This window comes from Streptomyces sp. CNH189, assembly GCF_000527195.1.
This window is the reverse complement of record NZ_AZUS01000019.1, coordinates 84479-104671: the sequence shown is the minus strand read 5'-3', so window position 1 is coordinate 104671 and position 20193 is coordinate 84479. Positions and strand designations below refer to the sequence as shown.

Below are 20193 nucleotides of genomic sequence, written 5' to 3'. Positions count from 1 at the left end.
CGTCGACGAGGGGACGCTTGAGTCTCCCCCGGGGAGAGGGTCCAGGGTGGCGGACATGAACGACACCGATCTCGAAGGGCGCGTCGCCGTGGTGGCCGGCGGCAGCAAGGGCACCGGACTGGCGACCGCGCGGCGGCTGCGGCAGGCGGGCGCGAAGGTCGTCACCATCGCCCGTACGGCACCCCGGGCGGGCGACGCGATATTCGTCCAGGGCGACCTGGGGACCGCCGAGGGCGTGGCCGCGTCGGCCGCCAAGGTCACCGAACGCGTCGGCGCCCCGGACGTCCTCGTCCACATCGTGGGCGGATCCGACGCACCGGCCGGAGGCTACGCGGCCCTCGACGACGCGTTGTGGGCACGGGAGCTGGAACTCAACCTGCTGTCCGCCGTCCGGCTCGACCGCGCCCTGCTTCCCGGCATGGTGGCCCGCGGCTCCGGCGCCGTCGTGCACGTGACCTCCATCCAACGCCGGATGCCGCTGCACGACTCGACCCTGGCGTACGCGGCGGCCAAGGCCGCCCTCACCACGTACAGCAAGGGACTCGCCAACGAAGTGGCGCCGGCGGGGGTGCGGGTCAACTCGGTCGCCCCGGGCTTCATCCGCACCGACGGCGCCGAGGGCATGCTCACCCGCCGCATGAAGGAGGGCGGCATCAGCCGCGAGGCCGCCCTCGACGAGCTGATGCGCGTCCTCGGCGGCATCCCGCTCGGGCAGCCCGCCGAGCCCGAGGAGGTCGCCGAGGTGATCGCCTTCCTGGTCTCGGACCGGGCTGCGGCGGTGGCCGGCGCCGAGTACACCGTCGACGGCGGCACCGTCCGCGCCGTCTGAGCCATGCACACCGCACCGGCCCCGCGGCTCCGCACCGCACGGCCGGCGGACATCGGAGAGAGAACCATGCAGACCGACCACACCCACCGCACGGGCGCCGAGGCGCCGAGCCGCCCCACCGAGGAGGCTCGTGCCTTCGTCGCGGAGTACGTCGCCGCGGCCAGCGCCGGCGACCGCGAGCGCCACCTCGCCCTCTTCGACGACAATGTCGTCGTACGCGACGAGGGCCGCACCCGCCGCGGGCTCGCCGAGGTCGCTCGCTGGCGCGACCAGGTGCCGCCCGTGGAGTACGACGTCCGTGAGGTGACCGGCACGGCCGCCGCCTGCCGCGCCCTCGCGGACGTGTCGGGGGACTTCCCCGGCAGCCCCGTGACGCTCCACTTCACCTTCGAACGCGACGCACGGGGCAGGATCACCCGGCTGGAGATCACGCCCTGACCACGTACCTAGGGGGTGTCGTTCGGATCAGGTCGGCTCCGAGCCGCGGTGCCTTGTGGCCGGACCCCGCGTCCCCCGGCGTGATCCGAACGGCACCCCCAGCTCCCCCGGGACCGGCCCGCACGGAGGCCGGTCCCGGGGGAGGCCCGCACACGACGACACCGGCCACCGGGGCGGACAGGAGGAGGACTCCATGACGGAGCGTCTGACGATCGGGGAGTTCTCCCGCATCACCCACCTGAGCATTCGCACGCTGCGCCGCTACCACGAGCAGGACCTGCTGGTTCCCGCCGAGGTCGACCCCGTGACCGGCTACCGCTACTACGCGCCCGCCCAGGTACGGCCCGCCCAGACCGTCCGGCGGTTCCGCGACCTCGACCTCCCGCTGGCGGACCTGCGGCGCTTCCTGGCGGCGGAGGAGGAGGCCGACCGGGGTGACGAGGCGGACCGTGACACGGCCCGGCAGGTCGTGGCCGCCCATCTGCGCCGCCTGGAGGACCGGCTCGGCCGCACCCAGCGAGCCGTCGAAGCCCTCCGAGAGCTCCTCGACCCCGGCGCCGAGCGGACGGTGACCCTGGAGGTCCTCCCGCCGCAGCGCGTGTACGCGGTGTCCCTCGACGTCCCCGAGGGGGCCGGCCTGGACTGGTACGACGCGGCGATGCGCGACCTCGACGCGGCCGCCGGACACCGCCCGGTGCTGCCGCCCGGGGGCCGTTACGCACACGAACTGTTCACCGAGGGGCACGGTCACGCCACCGTCTACCTCCCCGCAGAGGCGCCGCTGCCCCCGGACGCACCGGACACCGTGCGTGAACTCCTCCTGCCCGGCCGGACCGCCGCCGTCGCGACCCACCAGGGCCCGCACGACGACCTCGACCTCACCTACGGCGCCGTGGGCTCCTACGCCGCCCGCCACGGTCTTCGCTCACGGGACCTCGTCGAAGAGGTGTACCTGGTCGGCCCCCGCGACACCGACCAGCCCGAACGCTGGCGCACCCTCGTCGCCTGGCTCACCGCCCCCGACGGCGACTGACCCCGTCCGATATCCGCTTGCACACCGCATGTCGCCCGGGCCACCGTTCGTCGGGAAACCGATCACGACGACCAGGAAGGAAGGCACCGCCGATCATGCAGACGCGCGACGTCGACCAGGAACTCGTGGCGGCCGCGACCGCTGTCGCGCGCACCCGCTGCCGGGGCGACAACCACACCATGGCCGCGGCGGCCCGCGCCGCGGACGGCCGGATCATCACGGCGGTGAACGCCTACCACTTCACCGGAGGTCCCTGCGCGGAACTCGTCCTCATCGGCACGGCCGCCGCTCAGGGCGCCTACGACCTCAGGGCGATCGTCGCCGTGGGCGACAGGGACCGGGGCGTCGTGCCACCCTGCGGCCGCTGCCGCCAGGTCCTGCTCGACTACTTCCCGCACCTCGACGTCATCGTCGGTCCGGGCACCCACCCCCGCACCGTCCCTGTCACCGACCTCCTGCCGGAGACCTACATCTGGGCCGACCACCAACTCGACGCCCCGTAGCCCGCCGACGAAGGCGAACGCCAGGAGTTTCCCGCATGGGGCCGGGTTTCCCGCACGGGAAAGGGCAGGAGGGTCAGAGCCGTTCGCGTACCCACTCCGGGTCGGGGTTGACGTACCCCCGACCGTCCGTCAGGACCACGGTCGGCACCGTCTCGTTCCCGTCCGCGAAGGAACGCACGACCGCCGCACCGGCCGGGTCGCGCCAGATGTCGACCCAGTGTGCCCGGCGGGCGTCCCGGCCCAGACGGAACCGCAGTCGCCTGCAGTAGCGGCACCCCGGCCGCCAGTAGACGACGGGCCGGCCGTCCAGCTCGCTGCGGCGCTGCGCCTCCAGCGCGCCGGACGGTTTCGGGAAGACAAGGGACGAGTTCACCGCCGCGAACGCCACGAACGCCAGTATGACCAACACCGCCCCGCCCTCGTTCCGGTCGGCGTGCAGCCCGGCCGCGGCGGCGACGCCGGCGACCACGAACAGCAACGGCAGGACCCAGCCCCGCATCATGACGTCCTCCCCGGACCTACGACGACTCGCGCACGACCAGCTCCGTGGGGAGCGTGATCTGCCGACGAGGGGCGTCGTTCAACGTGATGTCGGTGAGGATACGTGCCATCGTGCGGCCGAGCTCCTCCACGGGCTGACGCACCGTGGTCAGCGGGGGATTGGTGTGCCGGGCCAGCACCGAGTCCTCGAAGCCCACCACGGCGACGTCGTCCGGCACACGGCGCTTCTGGCGGCGCAATTCGGCCAGGGCACCCACCGCCATGAGGTCGGAGGCGGCGAAGACGGCGTCCAGGTCCGGCGCGCGTTCAAGAAGCAAACGCATGGCCCGGCCGCCGCTGTCCTCGGAGAAGTCCCCTGTTTCGAGCAGCAGTTCGTCCGCAGGGACGCCTGCCTCCTGGTGCGCGGCGCGCCACCCCGCGAGGCGGGCGCGGCCCACGTCCATGTCCTGCGGGCCGCTGATCGTGGCGATCCTGCGCCTGCCGCTGCCGAGCAGATGCCGTACGGCCTCGGCTGCGCCTGCGGCGTTGTCGGAGTTGACGTAGCTGAGCTGTTCGCCCGTGTCGCGGCGGCCCGCGAGCACGGTGGGCAGGCCCATCTCCTCCAGGATGCCGGGCAGCCGGTCCTCGGAGTGGACGGAGACCAGCAGCACGCCGTCCACCCGGCGGGTGGCCACCGACTCGGTGAGCTGGTCGCGTTCGGCCTGGTCACGCACCAGCATGAGCTGCAGCTGGGTGCCGCTCTCGGCGAGTGCGCCGCTCACCCCCCGGATGAGCGCGGCGAAGAACGGCTCCGAACCGAGCCGGCTCTCCGATTCCGGGATGACCAGGGCAACGGCGTTGGTGCGGTTGGTGACCAGGCCGCGGGCGACCGAGTTGGGGACGTAGTTCAGTTCTTTGATCGCCGCCAGGACCCTGGCCCGCGCGTCGGCGCTGACCAGATCCGAACCGTTGACGACACGGGAGACCGTGGTGCGACCCACGCCGGCGCGGGCGGCGACGGTTTTGATCGTGGGACGGCGGTTGCCGGTCATGCACTCCCCCCTCGGCGGCCGCGGCGGCGTTCTCTGCCGCGGAGGTGACCTGCGGCAATTCTTGCAGACGTCCGCGTCGGCACAGCACCCCCAGGGTCCGGAAGGCGAACGCGCGGGCCACTTCGCATGCGGAAGTTGCTTTCAAGTTATTGACAGATTGCGCCGCTGCTACGAGTCTTCGTTGCGCGGTGGGAACGTGCCCACCCAGAGTTGGGCACGTTCCCACTCGATTCAGAGCCGCTGTAGTCATCGCAGAACTCGTCACTCCGATGTGTCAGCGCCGTCGCTAGGAGGAGATCCATGGGCACTCTCGGTTCGATGCGCAGGAAGGCGGTGGCGTCAGCCGCGGCCGTCGGCGCGCTCGCGCTCGTCGTCGGCTGCAGCGGCGACGGCGACTCGGTCACCGGTGGCAGCAAGGACGGCGACAAGGTCACCATCACCATGGGCCTGTTCGGCGTCATGGGAATCAAGGAGACCGGTCTCCTCGAGGAGTACGAGAAGCAGAACCCCGGCGTCACGATCAAGGCCGAGATAGCCGGTGACGAGCAGACCTACTACACCGCGCTGCAGACCAAGCTCGCCGCCGGCAAGGGCCTGAAGGACATCCAGGGCATCGAGATCGGCCGGGCCAAGGAGATCACCGAGACCCGGGCGAAGATGTTCGCCGACTTCAAGGGCGTGGCGGGCACCGACCACTTCCTGCCCTGGAAGCAGTCGCAGATCACCACCCAGGACGGCAAGGTGCTGGGCCTCGGCACCGACATCGGCCCGATGGCCGTCTGTTACCGCAAGGACTACTTCGAGAAGGCCGGCCTGCCCACCGACCGCGAGCAGGTCGCCAAGCTGTGGGAAGGCGACTGGAAGAAGTACGTCGAGGTCGGCCGCACCTTCAAGAAGAACTACAAGGGCGGTGACGTCGCCTACACGGACTCGGCCAGCGGCCTGTTCAACGCCATGGTCTACGGCTACCCCGAGCAGTACTACAACGAGCAGGGCGACCTGATCTACGAGACGAACCCGGCCGTCAAGGAGGCCTGGGAGCTGGCGTCGGACGCGGCCGAGGAGGATCTGACCGCCAAGCTGCGCCAGTTCCAGCCCGGCTGGGACCCCGGTCTGTCCAACGGTACCTTCGCCACCGCCGTGTGCCCCGCCTGGATGCTGAGCCACATCAGCGAGAAGGCCGGTGACGCCAACAAGGGCAAGTGGGACGTGGCCCGCGCGCCCAAGGGCGCCAACTGGGGCGGTTCCTTCCTCGGCGTGATCGAGGAGAGCCCGGTGAAGGAGGAGGCCCAGAAGCTCGTCGCCTGGCTGACCGCGCCCGAGCAGCAGGCCCGCATCTTCAAGGACCTCGGCAACATCCCGTCCTCGCAGAAGGCCCTCGAGGACCCGACCGTGAAGGCCGTGAAGAACGACTACTTCAGCGGCGCGCCGCTCGGTGAGATCTTCGGCGCCGCGGCGCAGGAGATCCCGGACAAGCAGGTCCTCGGCCGCAAGGACGGCACCATCAAGGACACCTTCTCCCAGGGCCTGGCCCTGGTCGAGCAGGGGACGCCGCGTGACGAGGCCTGGAAGACCACCGCGACCCGCATCCAGAAGGCGGTCCGCTGACCGTCGCACAGCGGCCGTCCCGGGCCCGCCCGCCCTTCGGGGCAGCGGGCCCGGGGCGGCTTCCCATCCGCTCTGAGGAAGGAAGTCCGGTGGCCACCTCCACCACCAAGGCCCTGGCCGGCGAGGAGCCGCCGGGCCCGTCCCGCACGGGAGACGGGAAGGAGAACGCGCGGTCGCGCGGCGCCTGGCTGCACCGCCTCGACGTCAAGGGCACGCCGTACGCGTTCGTCGCTCCGTTCTTCGTCGTCTTCGCCGCGTTCAGTTTCTACCCGCTCATCTACACCTCGTGGATCTCCCTGCACGACGTGGAACTGGCCACGCTCGACATCATGGAGTGGGTGGCGTTCGACAACTACGTCGAGCTGTGGGGCGACTCGCGGTTCTGGAACGCACTGCAGAACACCATCACCATCGGCATCATCTCCACGGTGCCGCAGCTGCTGATGGCCCTGGGCATGGCGCACCTGCTCAACTACCGCATGCGCGCCTCGCTGTTCTTCCGCGTCGCGTCGCTGGTCCCGTACGCCACGTCCGTCGGCGCCGCCGCGCTCGTCTTCACCATGATCTACGAGCGCGACTTCGGCATGATCAACTGGGCGCTCGGCACGGTCGGCATCGACCCGGTGAACTGGGAGGCCGACAAGTGGCCCGCCCAGGCCGCGATCTCCACCATCGTCATCTGGCGCTGGACCGGGTACAACGCCCTGCTGTACCTCGCGGCCATGCAGGCCATCCCCGCCGACCGGTACGAGGCCGCCTCCCTGGACGGCGCCTCCCGCTGGCAGCAGTTCACGCACGTCACCGTGCCCGGTATCCGGTCCACCATCGTCTTCACCATCGTGCTCTCCACGATCGGCGCCACCCAGCTGTTCGGTGAGCCGCTGATCTTCGGTCAGGGTCCCAACGGCGTCACCGGCGGCGCGAACAACCAGTACCAGACGCTCGGCCTGCTGCTGTACGAAGAGGGCTGGAAGAACTACCAGATGGGCCGCTCGGCGACCGTCGCCTGGGCGATGTTCATGCTGCTCGTCCTCGCGTTCGTGGCGCAGTACCTGATCAAGCGCCTGCGCTCCCGTAAGTCCTGACCTGGAGACGCCATGACCACCGACAGCCTCCCGGTCCGGACGGACACCCCGGTCCGGACCGCACCCGACAAGCCGGCCCGCCGCGGCGGACGCCGTCTCTTGCGCGAACGCGCCGGGCGCACCCACCACGCGGGACCGCTCGCCTACATCCTGCTCGCCATCATGGCGATCCTGTCCATCTTCCCGCTGTACTGGACGATGGTGGCGGCCTCCACCGACAACACCCGGGTCAGCCAGACCCCGCCGCCCTTCCTGCCCGGCCCCAACCTGTTCAGCAACCTCGCCCGCGCCTGGGACGAGGCCGCGATGGGCAAGGCCATGATCAACAGCACGATCGTGGCCGGGGTGATCGCCCTGTCCACCGTGTTCTTCGCGACGCTCGCCGGTTTCGCCTTCGCCAAACTGCGGTTCAAGGGCCGCAACATCCTGCTCATGCTGGTGATCGGCACCATGATGGTGCCGCCGCAGCTCGGCGTCGTACCGCTGTTCATGATGATGTCGGAGCTCGGCTGGTCGCAGCAGCTGCCCGCTGTCATCTTCCCCACGCTGGTCAGCGCCGTCGGCGTGTTCTTCATGCGGCAGTACCTCTCCGAGGCGCTGCCCGACGAACTCGTCGAGGCGGGCCGGGTGGACGGGGCGCACTCGCTGCGCATCTTCTGGAGCATCGTGCTGCCCGTGGCGCGGCCCGCCATGGCCGTCTTGTTCATGATCACGTTCGTGCACGCGTGGAACGACTTCTTCTGGCCGTTCGTGGTGCTCGACATGACCAACCCGACCGTCCCCGTCGCCCTCACCCAGCTCAGCGCGGGTTACGTCCGCGACCAGTCGCTCATCATGGCCGGCGCGCTGCTCGGCACCCTGCCGCTGCTGGCGATGTTCATCGTCTTCGGACGCCAGATCGTCAGCGGCATCATGGCCGGCGCCGTCAAGGGCTGACCGCCCCTCCGCAGCCCCGAACCGACACCCCCACCGGGCCGGTTCGCCAACCCCCGCGAACCGGGCCCACCACCTCGAAAGGACTTAAGTGGTCACCGCAGCACACCAGACCGCGTCCGCCCCGGACGCCGCCCGCGCCTTCCCCAAGGGCTTCCTCTGGGGTTCCGCCACCGCCTCCTACCAGATCGAGGGGGCCGCCTCCGAGGACGGACGCACGCCGTCCATCTGGGACACCTACGCCCGCACCCCCGGCCGGGTCCGCAACGGCGACACCGGTGACGTGGCCACCGACCACTACCACCGCTGGCGCGAGGACGTCGCCCTCATGGCCGAACTCGGCCTGGTCGCCTACCGGTTCTCGCTCGCCTGGCCCCGTATCCAGCCCACCGGCCGCGGCCCCGCCGTGCAGAAGGGCCTGGACTTCTACCGGCGCCTGGTCGACGAGCTGCTGGAGAAGGGCATCCAGCCCGTCGCCACCCTCTACCACTGGGACCTGCCCCAGGAGCTGGAGGACGCCGGCGGCTGGCCCGAGCGCGCCACCGCCGAGCGCTTCGCCGAGTACGCCGCCATCGCCGCGGACGCCCTCGGCGACAGGGTGAAGACCTGGACCACCCTCAACGAGCCCTGGTGCAGCTCCTTCCTCGGCTACGGCTCCGGCGTGCACGCCCCCGGCCGCACCGACCCGGTCGCCGCCCTGCGCGCCGCCCACCACCTCAACCTCGGCCACGGGCTCGCCGTCCAGGCCCTGCGCGACCGCCTCCCGGCCGCCGCCCAGTGCTCGGTCACCCTCAACATCCACCACGTCCGCCCGCTCACCGACAGCGAGGGCGACGCGGACGCCGTGCGCCGCATCGACGCCCTGGCCAACCGGGTCTTCACCGGCCCGATGCTGCAGGGCGCCTACCCGGAGGACCTCCTCAAGGACACGGCCGGCCTGACCGACTGGTCCTTCGTGAAGGACGGCGACCTGGAACAGATCAACCAGCCGCTGGACTTCCTCGGCGTCAACTACTACACGCCCACCGTCGTCTCCGAGACGGACGGCACCGGCGCCCACACCTCCGACGGACACGGCAACAGCCCGCACAGCCCGTGGCCGGCCGCCGACCGGGTCGCCTTCCACCAGCCGCCCGGCGAGCGCACCGCCATGGGCTGGGCCGTCGACGCCACCGGCCTGTACGACCTGCTGCGCCGGCTGTCCGACGACTTCCCGAAGCTGCCGCTGGTCATCACCGAGAACGGCGCCGCGTTCGACGACTACGCCGACCCGTCCGGCAACGTCAACGACCCGGCCCGCATCTCCTACGTCCGCGAGCACCTGGCCGCCGTCCACCGGGCCATCCTGGACGGCTCCGACGTCCGGGGCTACTTCCTGTGGTCCCTGCTGGACAACTTCGAGTGGGCGCACGGCTACAGCAAGCGCTTCGGCGCGGTGTACGTCGACTACCCCACGGGCACCCGCATTCCCAAGGCCAGCGCCCGCTGGTACGCGGAGGTCGCCCGCACGGGCGTCCTGGCGGGGGCCTGACCCCTGAACCGTGAGCCCGACTCCCCGCCCGTGGGGGGACGGGGAGTCGGGCTCACGCCCTCACCCGGGTGTTCCGCACCGACTCCGCAGAAACTCCGCCCCGTCGCCGTGGAGTTCGTCGCAGTAGGCGGCACGCCCCGTCATCGCCATGATCAGGGCAACGGTGCGCCCGGACACGAGCGGCCCGGACCCGGTGGCGAAGGGGCCGTCGCCGGCGACGAGTCGCAGCCCGCCGATACGCCCCTTGGCGACGACGACGAGGTCCGTGCCGCTGTAGTACTCGGCCAGGGCCGTGACGGTCGCGGTCGGATACGCGCGCCGTATGCCGAGCGGACGCCGGATGTCCTCCCCGTGCACGACGGTCTCACCCAGCATGGCGATGACGGGCAGCGGGGGCTTGGTCGTACTCGGCACGGCCCGCCGGAAACGGTCGAGGGTCTCGCCGGGACCGGCCCCGAGCTGCTCGGCCAGCCGCAGGGACACCTGCTTGTCGAAGTCGAACCGGCAGCGGACGACGCCCGCGAGCCACCTGACGGTGCCGAGACTCGCCCCCGCGGTCAGATGCGCCAGCACCTGGCGCACGGTCAGCCCCTCGCAGAGCGAGGGCGTCGCCCACTGATCATCCGTGAGCTCACGGAGATCGTCGGCCAAGGCCGCCCGCTCGGCGTGAACCAAGCCCCATACTTCGGCGTCACGTGTGCGTCGTGCTGCCGATACCGAACGACTCATAAGCCCCTGCGCTCCTGTCTCTGACTGCGCTGTCCAGGGGTCAGACCCCCACCTGGCAGCAAAGTCATCGCCGGCGGCGCGACGGGAATCTGCGCGGAACTCCTGACCACGCGTGGGGCGCTGTCCGTGACTTCACCCGGACGGGGAGCTTGGAGTCACCGGATGCATGGCAGGCGGCGTAGGGGTGGGCGGGCCGGGCTCAGGTCGGCTTGCGCCATACCGAGATGTGTTTGGGGGAGTCCTGGGCGAACGGCGACCCGTCCCAGTCCGCTACGCGGCGTTCCAGTTCGAGACCGGCGATCCGCGCCATGAGGTCGAGTTCCGCCGGCCAGGCGTAGCGGTGCCGGGAGGCGTCGCGGCGGTAGCGGCCGTCGTCCTGGTCGCGGGTGAAGTGGTGCGAGACGAGCACCTGCTCGACGAGGTCGAACGTGTCGAAGCCGAGATGCTGTTCGCCGACCTCGAACGGCACGGCGACCTGCCCGAGCGGCAGCGAACGCAACGGAGGCACGCCCAGCTCGATGACGAACCGGCCGCCGGGCTCCAGGTGACGCGCGGCGTTACGGAAGCACTCGACCTGCTCGTCCTGCGTGAGCAGGTTGGAGATGGTGTTGTAGACGAGATAGACGAGGGTGAAGGTGCCGGGCACGACGGTGGTGGCCATGTCCCCGATGACGACGGGGAGTGTGTCCTCGTCGACCTTGCGCCGCAGTACGGCCGCCATCGGCTCGGACAGTTCGATGCCCGCCACCGGCACACCACGTTCGCGGAGAGGAACTCCCACGCGCCCGGTCCCGATGGCGAACTCCAACGCCCGGCCGCCCCCGGCCAGTTCCGCGAGGAAGTCCACGGTCGGCCCGAGGACGGCGGCCGAGAACATCTCGCTGTCCTCAGTGTCGTAGCGTTCGGCGGCCGCATGGCTCCACAGCTCACTGGTAGTCACGGACGGCCACTCTGCCGCCCACGGAGAGTCGCTGTCGACCCATTTACCGGGGCGACCCGGCCGGCGGCTACAGCACGCCATGCCGTGGTCAGCGCGGTGTGGGCCTGAGACGCGGCCGCGTGCCGGGCACAGTTATTTCCGGTACGGCCGGAACATTCAGTCCGGGTGGCCCAGGATCGGGGCATGGACATTCCCCAGCTGCTGGAAGCCGCTTCCCTGCTCGTTCCCGAGGAGAGGGCCACCGAGAACGACATCACGGTGGCGGACGTCTGGGAGTACCTCACCCATGACGAGTGGGAAGTGGCTCTCGAGCTGCTGGAGGAACTAGGAGACGTCCGAGCACTTCCCCTCACCTTCTGGGAAGCTCTGGCCACTGCAGCCGAGCAGATGCGGATGGAGAAGAGCGCGGCCTGGTGCCGCTGGCGCTGCCACGAGGCCCGCAACGGCATCATCCGGGCCGACCTCACCTTGCGCCCGGCCGCCGAGGCCCGACGGCAGACGCCCATCTCCGGCGCCGGCGTCCTGCGACCGATGTGGAACATCGGAAACCGCACCCCGACCGGCGAACCTGATCTCCACATCGCCATGCTCTGGGTCGAAGGCATGCCCTTCCTCGCACCGGGCGGGCGTGCTTCGGTGCGACTCGCTCCCCTCGACCCTCGGCGATGGCAGCACCTCGGACCTGGCGACGTGATCACCATGCACGAGGACCGATCCGTGGCCGGAACAGCGACCATCCTGGAAGTTCAGCCGTCTGTGGACACCTCCACGGCCAGGGAGGGCGTGGACGACTTCAGCAGGATCGTGCCCCAGTCGCCCCGCAGTTCGTAGGCGTCCCCATCGCGCGTCAGGGAGTCGACCGAACCGAAGTCGGGCGTGCCGCTCGCGTCGATCGCGGGTCTGACGACGCCCTGGCCCGTCCAGTGCAGCTCACGCACGGAGGAGAGGGCGATCGTGGCCCTCCGGAAACAGTCACGGTCTCCGGGCGACGGCGGCCCGTACTCCGGGTGGCGCGGCGACAGCAGCAGGTCGAGCCGGAGGCTCAGGGCGCCTGGGCGGACCGTGATGTCCAGGACGTAGCTGTCCTCCAGACAGACGGACTCGAACCCGGGTATGGACGGGTAGTTGTCACGCACGAGCGGATCCCTCCCGTCGGCCGGCTGCGAAACCCTGATCATGGCACCCACGGCATCCCCGCCCGCTCCCGCCGCCACCCAGGGTGCCCGGCACCTGGGACGACGGCGGTCTGGTTGCCGTGGTGGGGGCGGTCGAGGCTGAGGGCCGAGCGGTGACCACGCCGCAGCCCACCGGAGAAGGATCAGTCATGCACGTCAACGTCAACGACACCACCAGCGCCGCCGTCCTCGAACAGCTCCGGCGTCGCCCCGCCGCGGAACGCCGCGTGCTGTTCCGCGGCGCGACCCTCGTCACCATGGACCCCGATCTCGGCGTCATCGAACGCGGTGACCTGCTCGTCGAGGGTGACACCATCACCGCCGTCGGGACCGACCTCGGCGCCGGGGACGCCGTCGTCGTCGACGTCACCGGCAGCATCCTCAGCCCCGGGTTCGTCGACACCCACCGGCACGCCTGGGAGGCCCAGCTGCGGCGGATCATGCCGGACGTCGACGACCTCGGCGGCTACGTCATGTCCACGCTGGCCGGCTACGCCACCGTCTACCGGCCCGAGGACATGTACACCGGCACCAAGCTCGCCGCCCTCACCGCGATCGACAGCGGCATCACCACCATGCTCGACTTCTCCCACAACTCCCGTTCGCGCGCGCACTCCGACGCCGCCGTCGAGGCGCTCCGCGACACCGGCATCCGGGGCGTGCACGCTTCCATGGGCCCGCACTTCGGGGACTGGGACCGGCAGTGGCCCGGCGACCTCACGCGTCTCAAGGACCAGTACTTCAGCAGCGACGACCAACTGCTGACCCTCCGCCTGGCGGCCCTCGCCACCGACGAGGTCGCCGGACGGGCTCTCGCCTACGGTCCCCGGCTCGCGCGCGTCGCGGACGACCTCGGCATCGGAGTCAGCGTGGACGCCGTGTTCGGCGCCGCCTCCTCCGAGGCGATCCTGCGCTGGGCCGAGGACGGCCTCCTCGGCCCCGACGTGACGTTGATCCACGCCACCGGACTGACCCCGCAGGCGTGGAAGACGATGGGGGAGACCGGCACCACCGTGGCGCTCGCCCCCACCTCCGACGCCCAGATCGGCCTGGAGACCGCGGTCCCCGCCGTCGACGAGGCACTGTCCGCCGGCATCCGCCCCGGACTGAGCATCGACGTCGAGGTGGCCCTGGCCGGAGACATGTTCACGCAGATGCGGGCCCTGCACACCATCCAGCGGATGCGCGCCGTCAACGCCACGTACGGCACCGACGAGGCGCCCCGCCGCATCACCACCGGTGACGTCCTGGACTTCGCCACCCTCCAGGGTCGCACCAACGGCCTCGCGGGCGTCACCGGCTCGCTCACCCCGGGCAAGAAGGCCGACCTGCTGGTGATCGGGGCCGAGGACATCAACAACATGCCGCTGAATGATCCGATCGGCACCGTCGTCCTGGGCTCCGACGCACGCAACATCAGCGCCGTCCTCGTCGACGGCGAGCCGCGCAAGTGGGACGGCCGCGTGCTCGACGTCGACCTCACCGCCCTGCACGACGAGGTCCACGCCTCCCGCGCGCACGTGCTGACCACACCGGCCGCCTGAGCGCCCACACCCCGGGACAGGAGGTCCGGCCGCCTGAGCGACCGGCTCCCTGCCCCCGGGGGGTGAGCGGATCCTGGGTGAAGCACACCCCCCTTCAGCCCTCCAACCTGGCACTTCGAGGCTTTAGCCTCGACACATGCACACAGACATGGACCCCACCGCCGAGAACGCGATGGGAGACTTCCTCCGCGCACGGCGCGGCCGGCTGCGCCCCGAGGACGTGGGCGTCGCCTCGACCGGCCGCCGCAGGGTGCCCGGTCTGCGCCGCGAGGAGGTCGCCATGCTCGCCGGAGTGAGCACCGACTACTACACGCGCCTGGAACAGGGCCGTGAACGTCACCCCTCGCAGCAGATACTCGAAGCCGTCGCGCGGGTCCTGCGGCTGGACGACGAGGCGGTGGCCCACCTCCACCGCGTCGCCGGCCCGGCCCCCCGGCGTATGCGCCGGGCGCAGCGCACCGAACGCGTCGCGCCGCCCCTGCGACGGCTCCTGGACACGTGGAACGACACACCCGCCTTCGTCCTGGGCCCCGCCCTGGACGTCCTGGCCCGCAACCGGCTCGCGGACGCCCTGTTCGCCGACTTCAGCCACGCCGACAACCTGCTGCGCATGGCGTTCCTGGACCCGGCGGCAGCGCACTTCCACCGCGACTGGGAGCGGGCCGCAGAGGCGACCGTGGCGACACTGCGGAAGGCGGCCGGCACCGACCCCGACAACGAGCGGCTGTGCCTGCTCGTGGGTGAACTGTCCATGAAGAGCGCGGACTTCCGCGTGCTGTGGGCGCGCCACGACGTACGCGGAAAGACCCGCGACGCCAAGCTGCTCCATCACAGCCAGGTCGGCGACCTGGAACTTCACTACGAGACGTTCACCGTCAACAGTGCCCCGGCCCAGCAGCTCGTCGTCTACCAGGCCGAACCGGGCACCCCGTCCGCCGACGCCCTCGCGCTGCTCGGCTCCCTCAGCGCCGTGCCCAGCACCGCCTCCGTACCCGCACCGGACCCCGCGACGGACTCCACCCGCGACTGAACACTCACCGGCCTGGCACGGGGGCGATCGGGCGATCACCCCGAGTTCACGGCGAACGCCGGCCGCGGGGGCACCGGAAGTGCCCCCGCAGCCGGCGTTCTCACGCGCCCGGTCAGCCGCGCGACCCGCGCCGTCCCTCCCGGGCGCGCTGGTCGTCCTCGCGGTACAGCACCAGATGTTCGTGGTACAGGATGCCGTCGCGGACGTCGCCGGTGGCGGTGAAGCCGGTGTCGTCCACGTAGTCGATGTGGTCACCGGTGACGGTGTAGCGGCCGGTGTAGGCGCTTCGGCGGTCTCCGCGGGCCTCGTCGTAGCGGCCGTCCGGCAGCAGCTCCTGGCGGACGTGTCCGTCCGCGGTCACCCACATTCCGACGTGCGGATGCGGGGCGCGAAGTGTGTTGTCGCTGGTCATGACGCCATGGTCGGCCCGGCGGGCACAGGGCTACCAGGCCGCCGTTCCCCTGGGTGCCGCACACCCCGGCACACGGCGGCCTGGTCCCGGTCCCGCACCGCGACGAACCTGGGAGTCACGCGGCGCCCCGCCGGCGTCGAGCCGCTGCGCCTCGCGGCCGCCCACCGCTCGCCCCGTGCGACGGTGCCGCGCATCGAAGAGCCGAACCGACCCGAGGATCACCAACCATGACCATCACCGACACCGTGAGCTGGAACCGTACGGCTCTCGACGAGATCGTCGCGAACGACGGCGGCCGTCCCGTCCTGTTCACCAACGCCCGCATCGTGACGGCGGACCCGCTGATCGGGACCATGACCGGCGCCGACATCCTGCTCGTCGGCGACCTGATCGTGGGCGTCGGCCCCGGCATCGTCACCGCGGCGGAGGACGACGACGCCGTGGTCGTCGACTGCACGGGCATGAGCGTCGTCCCGGCCGTCGTGGACACCGTCGCGCTGGCCGGCGGACGCGGCCACCGCTCGGAGCACGTCGCGACGCTCACCCCGGGCAACACCGCCGACTTCCTGGTGGTGCCCGACGCGTTCGCCGCCGACGTGCCCGGCGCGGTGGCCATCCTCCTGTCCCGGCGGGAGGAGGTCCGAGCCCTGGTCGCGGCCGGCCGCCCCGTCCTGTGGGCGGGCGTGGACGTCCCGGGCCGGTCCCCCGCCCCCCGGACCGGCGTCCCCGCCGCACCGGACCTGACCGGCAGCCCGCGCGTCGGCGTCTGGATCGACGTCAAGGACTTCCTCCACCAGGAGCTCGGCGCCGACGGCCGCTACGACGAGACCCGCGGCGGCCGGCCGCACGCCTACCAGGGCCGGTTCTGGATCGACGGCGACCGCATCGACTACCTCGACGACCTCGGCTTCTGGGCCTACGGCGAGTTCAAGGGCGACGAACTCCATCACGCGGGCTACGTCATGAAGCGGGGCTGACCCCGAGCGGCCCGCCGGCCACCCGGCCCAAGCCGCCCGCCGCCCCTGAGCCGACCCTAGCCGCTTCCGACCCGCCGCCCTCCCAACCAACCCGAGCCGCCCCCGGCCCCGGACACCCCCCTCGACCGCGCGTCAGCGCCCTCGCCGATCCTCCGGGGCCGTGTCCGACACCACCGGCCGGGCGGGCGTGGGCACGACGAGACCACGGGTCCGGGGCTCCGATGCACGTGATCGCGGAGCGCTCGCGCTGGGGTGGTCGTCGACGGGGGGCTCGGTCGGCCGGGGCAACACCGTGGGCCCCGTCGTGGGGGAAGGCGTGGTGGTCGCCGGCGGGGCCAGCGGCACGGTCGGGGTGACGGGCCGGTCGGAGGTCGCCGCGTTCTGCAACGGCAGGGCGACGAGCAGGGCGACGGCGCACGTGACCCCGGCGCCGACCGCCGTGCGGACCAGCCGCCGCCGGGCCGCCCGGCGCCGGATCGTCCCGAACCGGCCCGGCGGCGGCCCGAGATGGTCCGACGTGGGCCGCAACAGCACGGCCAGCGGGTCGTCCGGCTCGAACTCCGGGTCCTCGTCAGCGTGTGTGATCAAGGTTTCTCCTCAGGTGGGCACGGAGCAGCTCCCTGGCCGCGTGAAGATCGGCCTTGATGGTTCCTTCCTTGCGTCCGGTCACCGCGGACACCTCACGGACCGGCAGGTCAGCGTAGTAGTGCAGGAGGATCGGTACCCGCAGGCGTTCCGGCAGCGACTGCACCAGCAACCGCACCGAGGGGTCGGAGGGTTCGCTGTGCGGCCGTACCGCCGCCTCGGTGCCCACCCGGCGCACGGTCTTCCGCTCGCGTTCGAGGCGACGCCAGTGGTCCCGGACCAGGTTGGCCGCGGTGACGTACAGGAAGCCCCGGGGTTCCGTCACGGAAGTCCAGCGTGACCACAGCCGGGTGAACGCCTCCGAGGCGATCTCGTGGGCCGTCTCGTCGTCGTCGACCAGCCGACGGCACCAGCCGGCGAGGCGCGGGTAGAGAGCAGCGAAGAGTTCGGACGCTGCCTGCTCGCGGGACCGTTTCAATGCTCTCCATGGTCGGGGCGACCCCGGTGACGGGGTACCGCTCGGGACGGATGCCGGGCCGCCGGAACGACGGCCCGGCACAGGGGGCGGGTCAGGGCGTGGTGGCGCTCAGCGCCGCGAAGACGATCACGTTGTCGCGGTACTCGTCGCCCTCCAGCGGCCCGCCGCACGTGATGAGCCGCAGCTCGGGCCGGTCGACGTCGCCGTAGACCGCCTCCGTGGGGAAGTCGGCCTTGGCGACCGTCCGCACGGAGGTGACGGCGAACCGGGCCACCGTGCCGTTCTCCAGACGCACCGTGATCCCGTCACCCGGGCGCAGCCGCGCCAGGTGACGGAACACGCCGTCCCCGTAGGTACCGACCGTGACGTGGCCGAGGACGACCGAAGGCCCGCGCTGCCCCGGCGTGGGGGAGTGCCGGTACCAGCCGGCCTGGTCGTCGGCCGTGATCGGGGGGACCTCGACCGTGCGGTCGGGGGCCAGCCCCAGCCGCATGACCGGGGTGTCGACCCCGATGGCCGGGATCTCCAGGCCGACCGGCGCCGAACGCCCCAGGGGACGTGGCCCGTCGACGGAGGACCCCACGGCCGGGGCCCGGGTCCCCGGCGGCCCGGTCGCCCCGGACCGCTGCGGGTCCGGGGCGTCGTGTCCGCCGCCGCAGCCGGCGACCACGCAGGCCGCCACCGCGGTGACGAAGGCACGCCTGGAGAACGACGTCATGCCCCGGACGCCCGCCGGCGCACGACGAGGAACACCGCACCGCCCGCGGCGGCCACCGCGGCGGCGCCCCCGCCGAGCAGCAGGCCGTCGCCGCCCGCCTGCGCGGAGGCCGGCGCGTCACCGGTGTCCGGCGCCCCCCGGGGCACGACGCTGACGCCGCCGGTGTCCTCCGCCGGGGCCGCCGCACCGGGCTCGGCCGGGACCGGGCTGGGAGCGGTCTCGGCCGCCTGGTCCCGGGGCTGCTCGGTGGACACCGCGGTGTCGGGGACGGGGGAGGGGTCGTCGGCGAACGCCGGCATGGCACTCGCCAGCACGGCGGTGCAGGCAAGGGCCGCCGCGCTCAACACGTTTCGGCGCATGTAACGCTCTCTTCCTGGTCCGCCCGCACGGTCGCCCGGCGGGCTGGGTGATGGATCGTGCGGAGAGACGAGGGAGCGGCGGCCCGCGTTGCAAAGAGAGGGTAAAGACGTCGGCGGCGGTGCCGCGGGGGTCAGTCCAGGACGGCCGTCGCCTCCACCTCGACCAGGACGTCGGGCTCGAAGAGGTGGTCGACCCCGATGAGGGAGGAGGGCGGAAGCGGCACCCGCAGCCCGATCTCCTCCGCGACCTCCTCGACGCCGGCCATGAACGGCCCGATCTTCTCGGGCGCCCAGTCGGTGACGTAGAACGTCAGGCGCAGTACGTCGTCGAAGGAGGCGCCCGCGCCCCGCAGGCCGCGCGCCGTGGCCCGGAGGGAGTGGGCGACCTGCCCGGCAAGGTCCCCCGGCGCGAGCGGAACGCCGTCCGCGGTCCGGGCGACCTGGCCGCTGACGTGCACGTGCCGCGTGCCCGTCCCCACGGCGACGTGCTCGTACGGGGTGGGCTGCAGCATGCCTTCGGGCGTGAAACGGCGGACGGCCACGGGGGTCTCCTCGTGTCGAAGCGGTAGGTATACCTTTGATACTTGGTGCACGAAGGACACTTCAAGGAGACCAGGTATCGTGCCGGAAACCGAAGGCGGCCGTGAGGGCCGCGAGCTGCGGATCGAGATGGCGCACCGCGAGCTGCTCGACCAGGTGCTGGACAAGTGGTCGCTGAGCGTCCTCAACGAACTCTGCGAACGGCCCTGCCGGTTCAACGACCTGCGCCGCGCCGTTCCCGCGGTGACCCAGAAGTCGCTCACCGCGACGCTGCGCCGGCTCGAACGCAACGGCATCGTGGACCGGCAGGTCGTCAGTTCCCGCCCGGTCGCCGTCGAGTACCGGATCACCCCGCTGGGCAAGACCATGCGGCGCCCGGTCGACGCCTTGCTGGAGTGGGCCACGACCCACATGCCCGAGATCGAACGGGCCCGCCACGCCTTCGACCTGGAGTGACCTCCCCCCCCGGACCTCAGGGGGCGCGACTACCGGCTCTGCGGCCTCCGGAACCTTGCGGGGCATCATCGTCGCCGTGGCCGAAGAGCCGACTCACGCGAGGGCCGGCCACCCGCGGGATCTTGACCTCAACCGGACTTGAGTTTCTACGTTCGTCCTCGAGAGCCGCGGCACCGGGCCGCGGCGTCCACGAGGAGATGCGTCATGGACGAGCACACTGCCCCGGCCGAGATCCCCGACCGCTACCACTACGCGGTGGTGCCGCACATCATGGTCGACGACGCGGCAGCGGCGATCGACTTCTACCGGCGGGCGTTCGGCGCGCGCGAGGACTTCCGCGTCGACGCGCCGGGCGGGGGAGTGCTGCACGCGGAGATCACCGTCGGCCGGTCGACGCTGATGCTGGGCGACGTGAGCGTCGAGGAGGCGGAGAGCGCGTCCTTCGCCGCGCCCGCCTCGCTCGGCGGCGGCACCTCCGTCACGCTGCACGTCTTCGTCCCGGATGTCGACGGCCTGGCCGCACGCGCGGAGGCGGAGGGCGCGGAGATCCTCCAGCCGCCGACCGACATGTTCCACGGGGACCGCACGGTGATCCTCCGGGACCCCTCGGGGCACCTGTGGGTGTTCCTCACCCACATCGAGGACGTCACCGAGGACGAACTCAGGCGCCGCCTGGCCGCGGCCGTCTGACGAGGTACGCCCACCCTGTGACATCACGTAGGCCCGGGCACCCGTCCGCAGGTGACATGAGGCCCCGC

25 protein-coding genes are annotated in these 20193 nt (G+C 71.6%); 14 read left to right on the top strand and 11 right to left on the bottom strand.

The window, feature by feature from the left end; genetic code table 11:
• Positions 1 to 55: 55 nt before the first annotated feature.
• The 4 genes from B100_RS0124525 to B100_RS0124510 all read left to right on the top strand — a co-directional run bounded on the left by B100_RS0124525 (position 56) and on the right by B100_RS0124510 (position 2803).
• Positions 56 to 829 carry an SDR family oxidoreductase gene (locus B100_RS0124525; protein WP_024887058.1) on the top strand — a complete coding sequence of 258 codons (774 nt, stop codon included), beginning with the start codon at positions 56 to 58 and terminating at the stop codon, positions 827 to 829.
• A gap of 66 nt (positions 830 to 895) precedes the next feature.
• Positions 896 to 1267: a nuclear transport factor 2 family protein gene (locus B100_RS0124520; protein WP_024887057.1), complete on the top strand. Its 372-nt coding sequence runs from the start codon at positions 896 to 898 to the stop codon at positions 1265 to 1267.
• Between the two features lie 193 nt (positions 1268 to 1460).
• Positions 1461 to 2300, top strand: coding sequence for a MerR family transcriptional regulator (locus B100_RS0124515; RefSeq protein WP_024887056.1), 840 nt, complete (start codon positions 1461 to 1463; stop codon positions 2298 to 2300).
• 95 nt (positions 2301 to 2395) lie between these two features.
• A complete protein-coding gene (locus tag B100_RS0124510) occupies positions 2396 to 2803 on the top strand; it encodes a cytidine deaminase (RefSeq protein ID WP_024887055.1) in 408 nt (135 codons plus the stop codon).
• Between the two features lie 73 nt (positions 2804 to 2876).
• Here B100_RS0124510 and B100_RS0124505 read toward each other — a convergent pair whose 3' ends face one another.
• A complete protein-coding gene (locus tag B100_RS0124505; protein WP_024887054.1) occupies positions 2877 to 3305 on the bottom strand; it encodes a glutaredoxin domain-containing protein in 429 nt (142 codons plus the stop codon).
• A gap of 16 nt (positions 3306 to 3321) precedes the next feature.
• Entirely contained in the window at positions 3322 to 4335 is a 1014-nt protein-coding gene (locus B100_RS0124500) for a LacI family DNA-binding transcriptional regulator (RefSeq protein WP_024887053.1), read from the bottom strand.
• A 300-nt stretch (positions 4336 to 4635) separates the two neighbouring features.
• On the opposite strand from B100_RS0124500, the gene B100_RS0124495 reads away from it, so the two are divergent.
• The 4 genes from B100_RS0124495 (at position 4636) to B100_RS0124480 (ending at position 9492) form a co-directional block, all read left to right on the top strand.
• A complete protein-coding gene (locus B100_RS0124495; protein WP_024887052.1) occupies positions 4636 to 5943 on the top strand; it encodes an extracellular solute-binding protein in 1308 nt (435 codons plus the stop codon).
• 89 nt (positions 5944 to 6032) lie between these two features.
• The gene (locus B100_RS0124490; protein ID WP_024887051.1) at positions 6033 to 7028 is read left to right on the top strand and encodes a carbohydrate ABC transporter permease; all 996 of its coding nucleotides are present in this window, start codon (positions 6033 to 6035) and stop codon (positions 7026 to 7028) included.
• 12 nt (positions 7029 to 7040) lie between these two features.
• The gene (locus B100_RS0124485; protein WP_024887050.1) at positions 7041 to 7964 is read left to right on the top strand and encodes a carbohydrate ABC transporter permease; all 924 of its coding nucleotides are present in this window, start codon (positions 7041 to 7043) and stop codon (positions 7962 to 7964) included.
• 88 nt (positions 7965 to 8052) lie between these two features.
• Complete coding sequence (locus B100_RS0124480; RefSeq protein ID WP_024887049.1) at positions 8053 to 9492, top strand: GH1 family beta-glucosidase; 1440 nt, start codon at positions 8053 to 8055, stop codon at positions 9490 to 9492.
• Between the two features lie 60 nt (positions 9493 to 9552).
• Here B100_RS0124480 and B100_RS0124475 read toward each other — a convergent pair whose 3' ends face one another.
• Both B100_RS0124475 and B100_RS0124470 read right to left on the bottom strand, forming a co-directional pair.
• Positions 9553 to 10221 (bottom strand): maleylpyruvate isomerase family mycothiol-dependent enzyme, encoded by a 669-nt coding sequence (locus B100_RS0124475; protein ID WP_024887048.1) that lies wholly within the window; start codon positions 10219 to 10221, stop codon positions 9553 to 9555.
• 199 nt (positions 10222 to 10420) lie between these two features.
• Positions 10421 to 11161 carry a class I SAM-dependent methyltransferase gene (locus B100_RS0124470; RefSeq protein WP_024887047.1) on the bottom strand — a complete coding sequence of 247 codons (741 nt, stop codon included), beginning with the start codon at positions 11159 to 11161 and terminating at the stop codon, positions 10421 to 10423.
• A 183-nt stretch (positions 11162 to 11344) separates the two neighbouring features.
• On the opposite strand from B100_RS0124470, the gene B100_RS0124465 reads away from it, so the two are divergent.
• Complete coding sequence (locus B100_RS0124465; protein WP_024887046.1) at positions 11345 to 11992, top strand: hypothetical protein; 648 nt, start codon at positions 11345 to 11347, stop codon at positions 11990 to 11992.
• Here B100_RS0124465 and B100_RS0124460 read toward each other — a convergent pair.
• The gene (locus B100_RS0124460) at positions 11908 to 12297 is read right to left on the bottom strand and encodes a hypothetical protein (protein ID WP_024887045.1); all 390 of its coding nucleotides are present in this window, start codon (positions 12295 to 12297) and stop codon (positions 11908 to 11910) included. The two genes, B100_RS0124465 and B100_RS0124460, sit on opposite strands and share 85 nt — an antisense overlap.
• A gap of 188 nt (positions 12298 to 12485) precedes the next feature.
• Here B100_RS0124460 and B100_RS0124455 point away from each other — a divergent pair, with 188 nt between their 5' ends.
• On the top strand, positions 12486 to 13880 hold the full coding sequence (locus B100_RS0124455) for an amidohydrolase family protein (RefSeq protein WP_024887044.1): 1395 nt from the start codon (positions 12486 to 12488) through the stop codon (positions 13878 to 13880).
• A gap of 136 nt (positions 13881 to 14016) precedes the next feature.
• Positions 14017 to 14910, top strand: coding sequence for an MmyB family transcriptional regulator (locus tag B100_RS0124450; RefSeq protein ID WP_106967079.1), 894 nt, complete (start codon positions 14017 to 14019; stop codon positions 14908 to 14910).
• A 112-nt stretch (positions 14911 to 15022) separates the two neighbouring features.
• On the opposite strand, the gene B100_RS0124445 is transcribed toward B100_RS0124450, so the two are convergent.
• Positions 15023 to 15322, bottom strand: a complete 300-nt coding sequence (locus B100_RS0124445; RefSeq protein WP_024887042.1) for an Atu4866 domain-containing protein — start codon at positions 15320 to 15322, stop codon at positions 15023 to 15025.
• A gap of 227 nt (positions 15323 to 15549) precedes the next feature.
• On the opposite strand from B100_RS0124445, the gene B100_RS0124440 reads away from it, so the two are divergent.
• Positions 15550 to 16299 (top strand): Atu4866 domain-containing protein, encoded by a 750-nt coding sequence (locus B100_RS0124440; protein WP_024887041.1) that lies wholly within the window; start codon positions 15550 to 15552, stop codon positions 16297 to 16299.
• A gap of 132 nt (positions 16300 to 16431) precedes the next feature.
• On the opposite strand, the gene B100_RS0124435 is transcribed toward B100_RS0124440, so the two are convergent.
• The 5 genes from B100_RS0124435 to B100_RS0124415 all read right to left on the bottom strand — a co-directional run bounded on the left by B100_RS0124435 (position 16432) and on the right by B100_RS0124415 (position 18981).
• Positions 16432 to 16887: a hypothetical protein gene (locus B100_RS0124435; RefSeq protein ID WP_024887040.1), complete on the bottom strand. Its 456-nt coding sequence runs from the start codon at positions 16885 to 16887 to the stop codon at positions 16432 to 16434.
• On the bottom strand, positions 16871 to 17362 hold the full coding sequence (locus tag B100_RS0124430; protein WP_024887039.1) for an RNA polymerase sigma factor: 492 nt from the start codon (positions 17360 to 17362) through the stop codon (positions 16871 to 16873). Before B100_RS0124430 ends, B100_RS0124435 begins: the two co-directional genes overlap by 17 nt.
• 91 nt (positions 17363 to 17453) lie before the next feature.
• Positions 17454 to 18080: a class F sortase gene (locus B100_RS0124425; protein ID WP_024887038.1), complete on the bottom strand. Its 627-nt coding sequence runs from the start codon at positions 18078 to 18080 to the stop codon at positions 17454 to 17456.
• The gene (locus B100_RS0124420; protein WP_024887037.1) at positions 18077 to 18439 is read right to left on the bottom strand and encodes a hypothetical protein; all 363 of its coding nucleotides are present in this window, start codon (positions 18437 to 18439) and stop codon (positions 18077 to 18079) included. Before B100_RS0124420 ends, B100_RS0124425 begins: the two co-directional genes overlap by 4 nt.
• A 131-nt stretch (positions 18440 to 18570) precedes the next feature.
• Positions 18571 to 18981 (bottom strand): RidA family protein, encoded by a 411-nt coding sequence (locus B100_RS0124415; RefSeq protein ID WP_024887036.1) that lies wholly within the window; start codon positions 18979 to 18981, stop codon positions 18571 to 18573.
• 127 nt (positions 18982 to 19108) lie between these two features.
• Here B100_RS0124415 and B100_RS0124410 point away from each other — a divergent pair, with 127 nt between their 5' ends.
• Entirely contained in the window at positions 19109 to 19435 is a 327-nt protein-coding gene (locus B100_RS0124410; RefSeq protein ID WP_051490056.1) for a winged helix-turn-helix transcriptional regulator, read from the top strand.
• Between the two features lie 204 nt (positions 19436 to 19639).
• A complete protein-coding gene (locus B100_RS0124405) occupies positions 19640 to 20125 on the top strand; it encodes a VOC family protein (protein WP_024887034.1) in 486 nt (161 codons plus the stop codon).
• Positions 20126 to 20193: the final 68 nt, after the last annotated feature.

Excerpts from the sequence above, each read along its gene's own strand:
- B100_RS0124445 (WP_024887042.1), bottom strand. The coding sequence starts at position 15,322 with ATGACCAGCGACAACACACTTCGCGCCCCGCATCCGCACGTCGGAATG.
- B100_RS0124405 (WP_024887034.1), top strand. The coding sequence starts at position 19,640 with ATGGACGAGCACACTGCCCCGGCCGAGATCCCCGACCGCTACCACTAC.
- B100_RS0124455 (WP_024887044.1), top strand. The coding sequence starts at position 12,486 with ATGCACGTCAACGTCAACGACACCACCAGCGCCGCCGTCCTCGAACAG.
- B100_RS0124510 (WP_024887055.1), top strand. The coding sequence starts at position 2,396 with ATGCAGACGCGCGACGTCGACCAGGAACTCGTGGCGGCCGCGACCGCT.
- B100_RS0124520 (WP_024887057.1), top strand. The coding sequence starts at position 896 with ATGCAGACCGACCACACCCACCGCACGGGCGCCGAGGCGCCGAGCCGC.
- B100_RS0124420 (WP_024887037.1), bottom strand. The coding sequence starts at position 18,439 with ATGCGCCGAAACGTGTTGAGCGCGGCGGCCCTTGCCTGCACCGCCGTG.
- B100_RS0124500 (WP_024887053.1), bottom strand. The coding sequence starts at position 4,335 with ATGACCGGCAACCGCCGTCCCACGATCAAAACCGTCGCCGCCCGCGCC.
- B100_RS0124440 (WP_024887041.1), top strand. The coding sequence starts at position 15,550 with ATGACCATCACCGACACCGTGAGCTGGAACCGTACGGCTCTCGACGAG.
- B100_RS0124450 (WP_106967079.1), top strand. The coding sequence starts at position 14,017 with ATGCACACAGACATGGACCCCACCGCCGAGAACGCGATGGGAGACTTC.
- B100_RS0124485 (WP_024887050.1), top strand. The coding sequence starts at position 7,041 with ATGACCACCGACAGCCTCCCGGTCCGGACGGACACCCCGGTCCGGACC.
- B100_RS0124515 (WP_024887056.1), top strand. The coding sequence starts at position 1,461 with ATGACGGAGCGTCTGACGATCGGGGAGTTCTCCCGCATCACCCACCTG.
- B100_RS0124410 (WP_051490056.1), top strand. The coding sequence starts at position 19,109 with ATGGCGCACCGCGAGCTGCTCGACCAGGTGCTGGACAAGTGGTCGCTG.
- B100_RS0124475 (WP_024887048.1), bottom strand. The coding sequence starts at position 10,221 with ATGAGTCGTTCGGTATCGGCAGCACGACGCACACGTGACGCCGAAGTA.
- B100_RS0124495 (WP_024887052.1), top strand. The coding sequence starts at position 4,636 with ATGGGCACTCTCGGTTCGATGCGCAGGAAGGCGGTGGCGTCAGCCGCG.
- B100_RS0124425 (WP_024887038.1), bottom strand. The coding sequence starts at position 18,080 with ATGACGTCGTTCTCCAGGCGTGCCTTCGTCACCGCGGTGGCGGCCTGC.
- B100_RS0124505 (WP_024887054.1), bottom strand. The coding sequence starts at position 3,305 with ATGATGCGGGGCTGGGTCCTGCCGTTGCTGTTCGTGGTCGCCGGCGTC.
- B100_RS0124525 (WP_024887058.1), top strand. The coding sequence starts at position 56 with ATGAACGACACCGATCTCGAAGGGCGCGTCGCCGTGGTGGCCGGCGGC.
- B100_RS0124465 (WP_024887046.1), top strand. The coding sequence starts at position 11,345 with ATGGACATTCCCCAGCTGCTGGAAGCCGCTTCCCTGCTCGTTCCCGAG.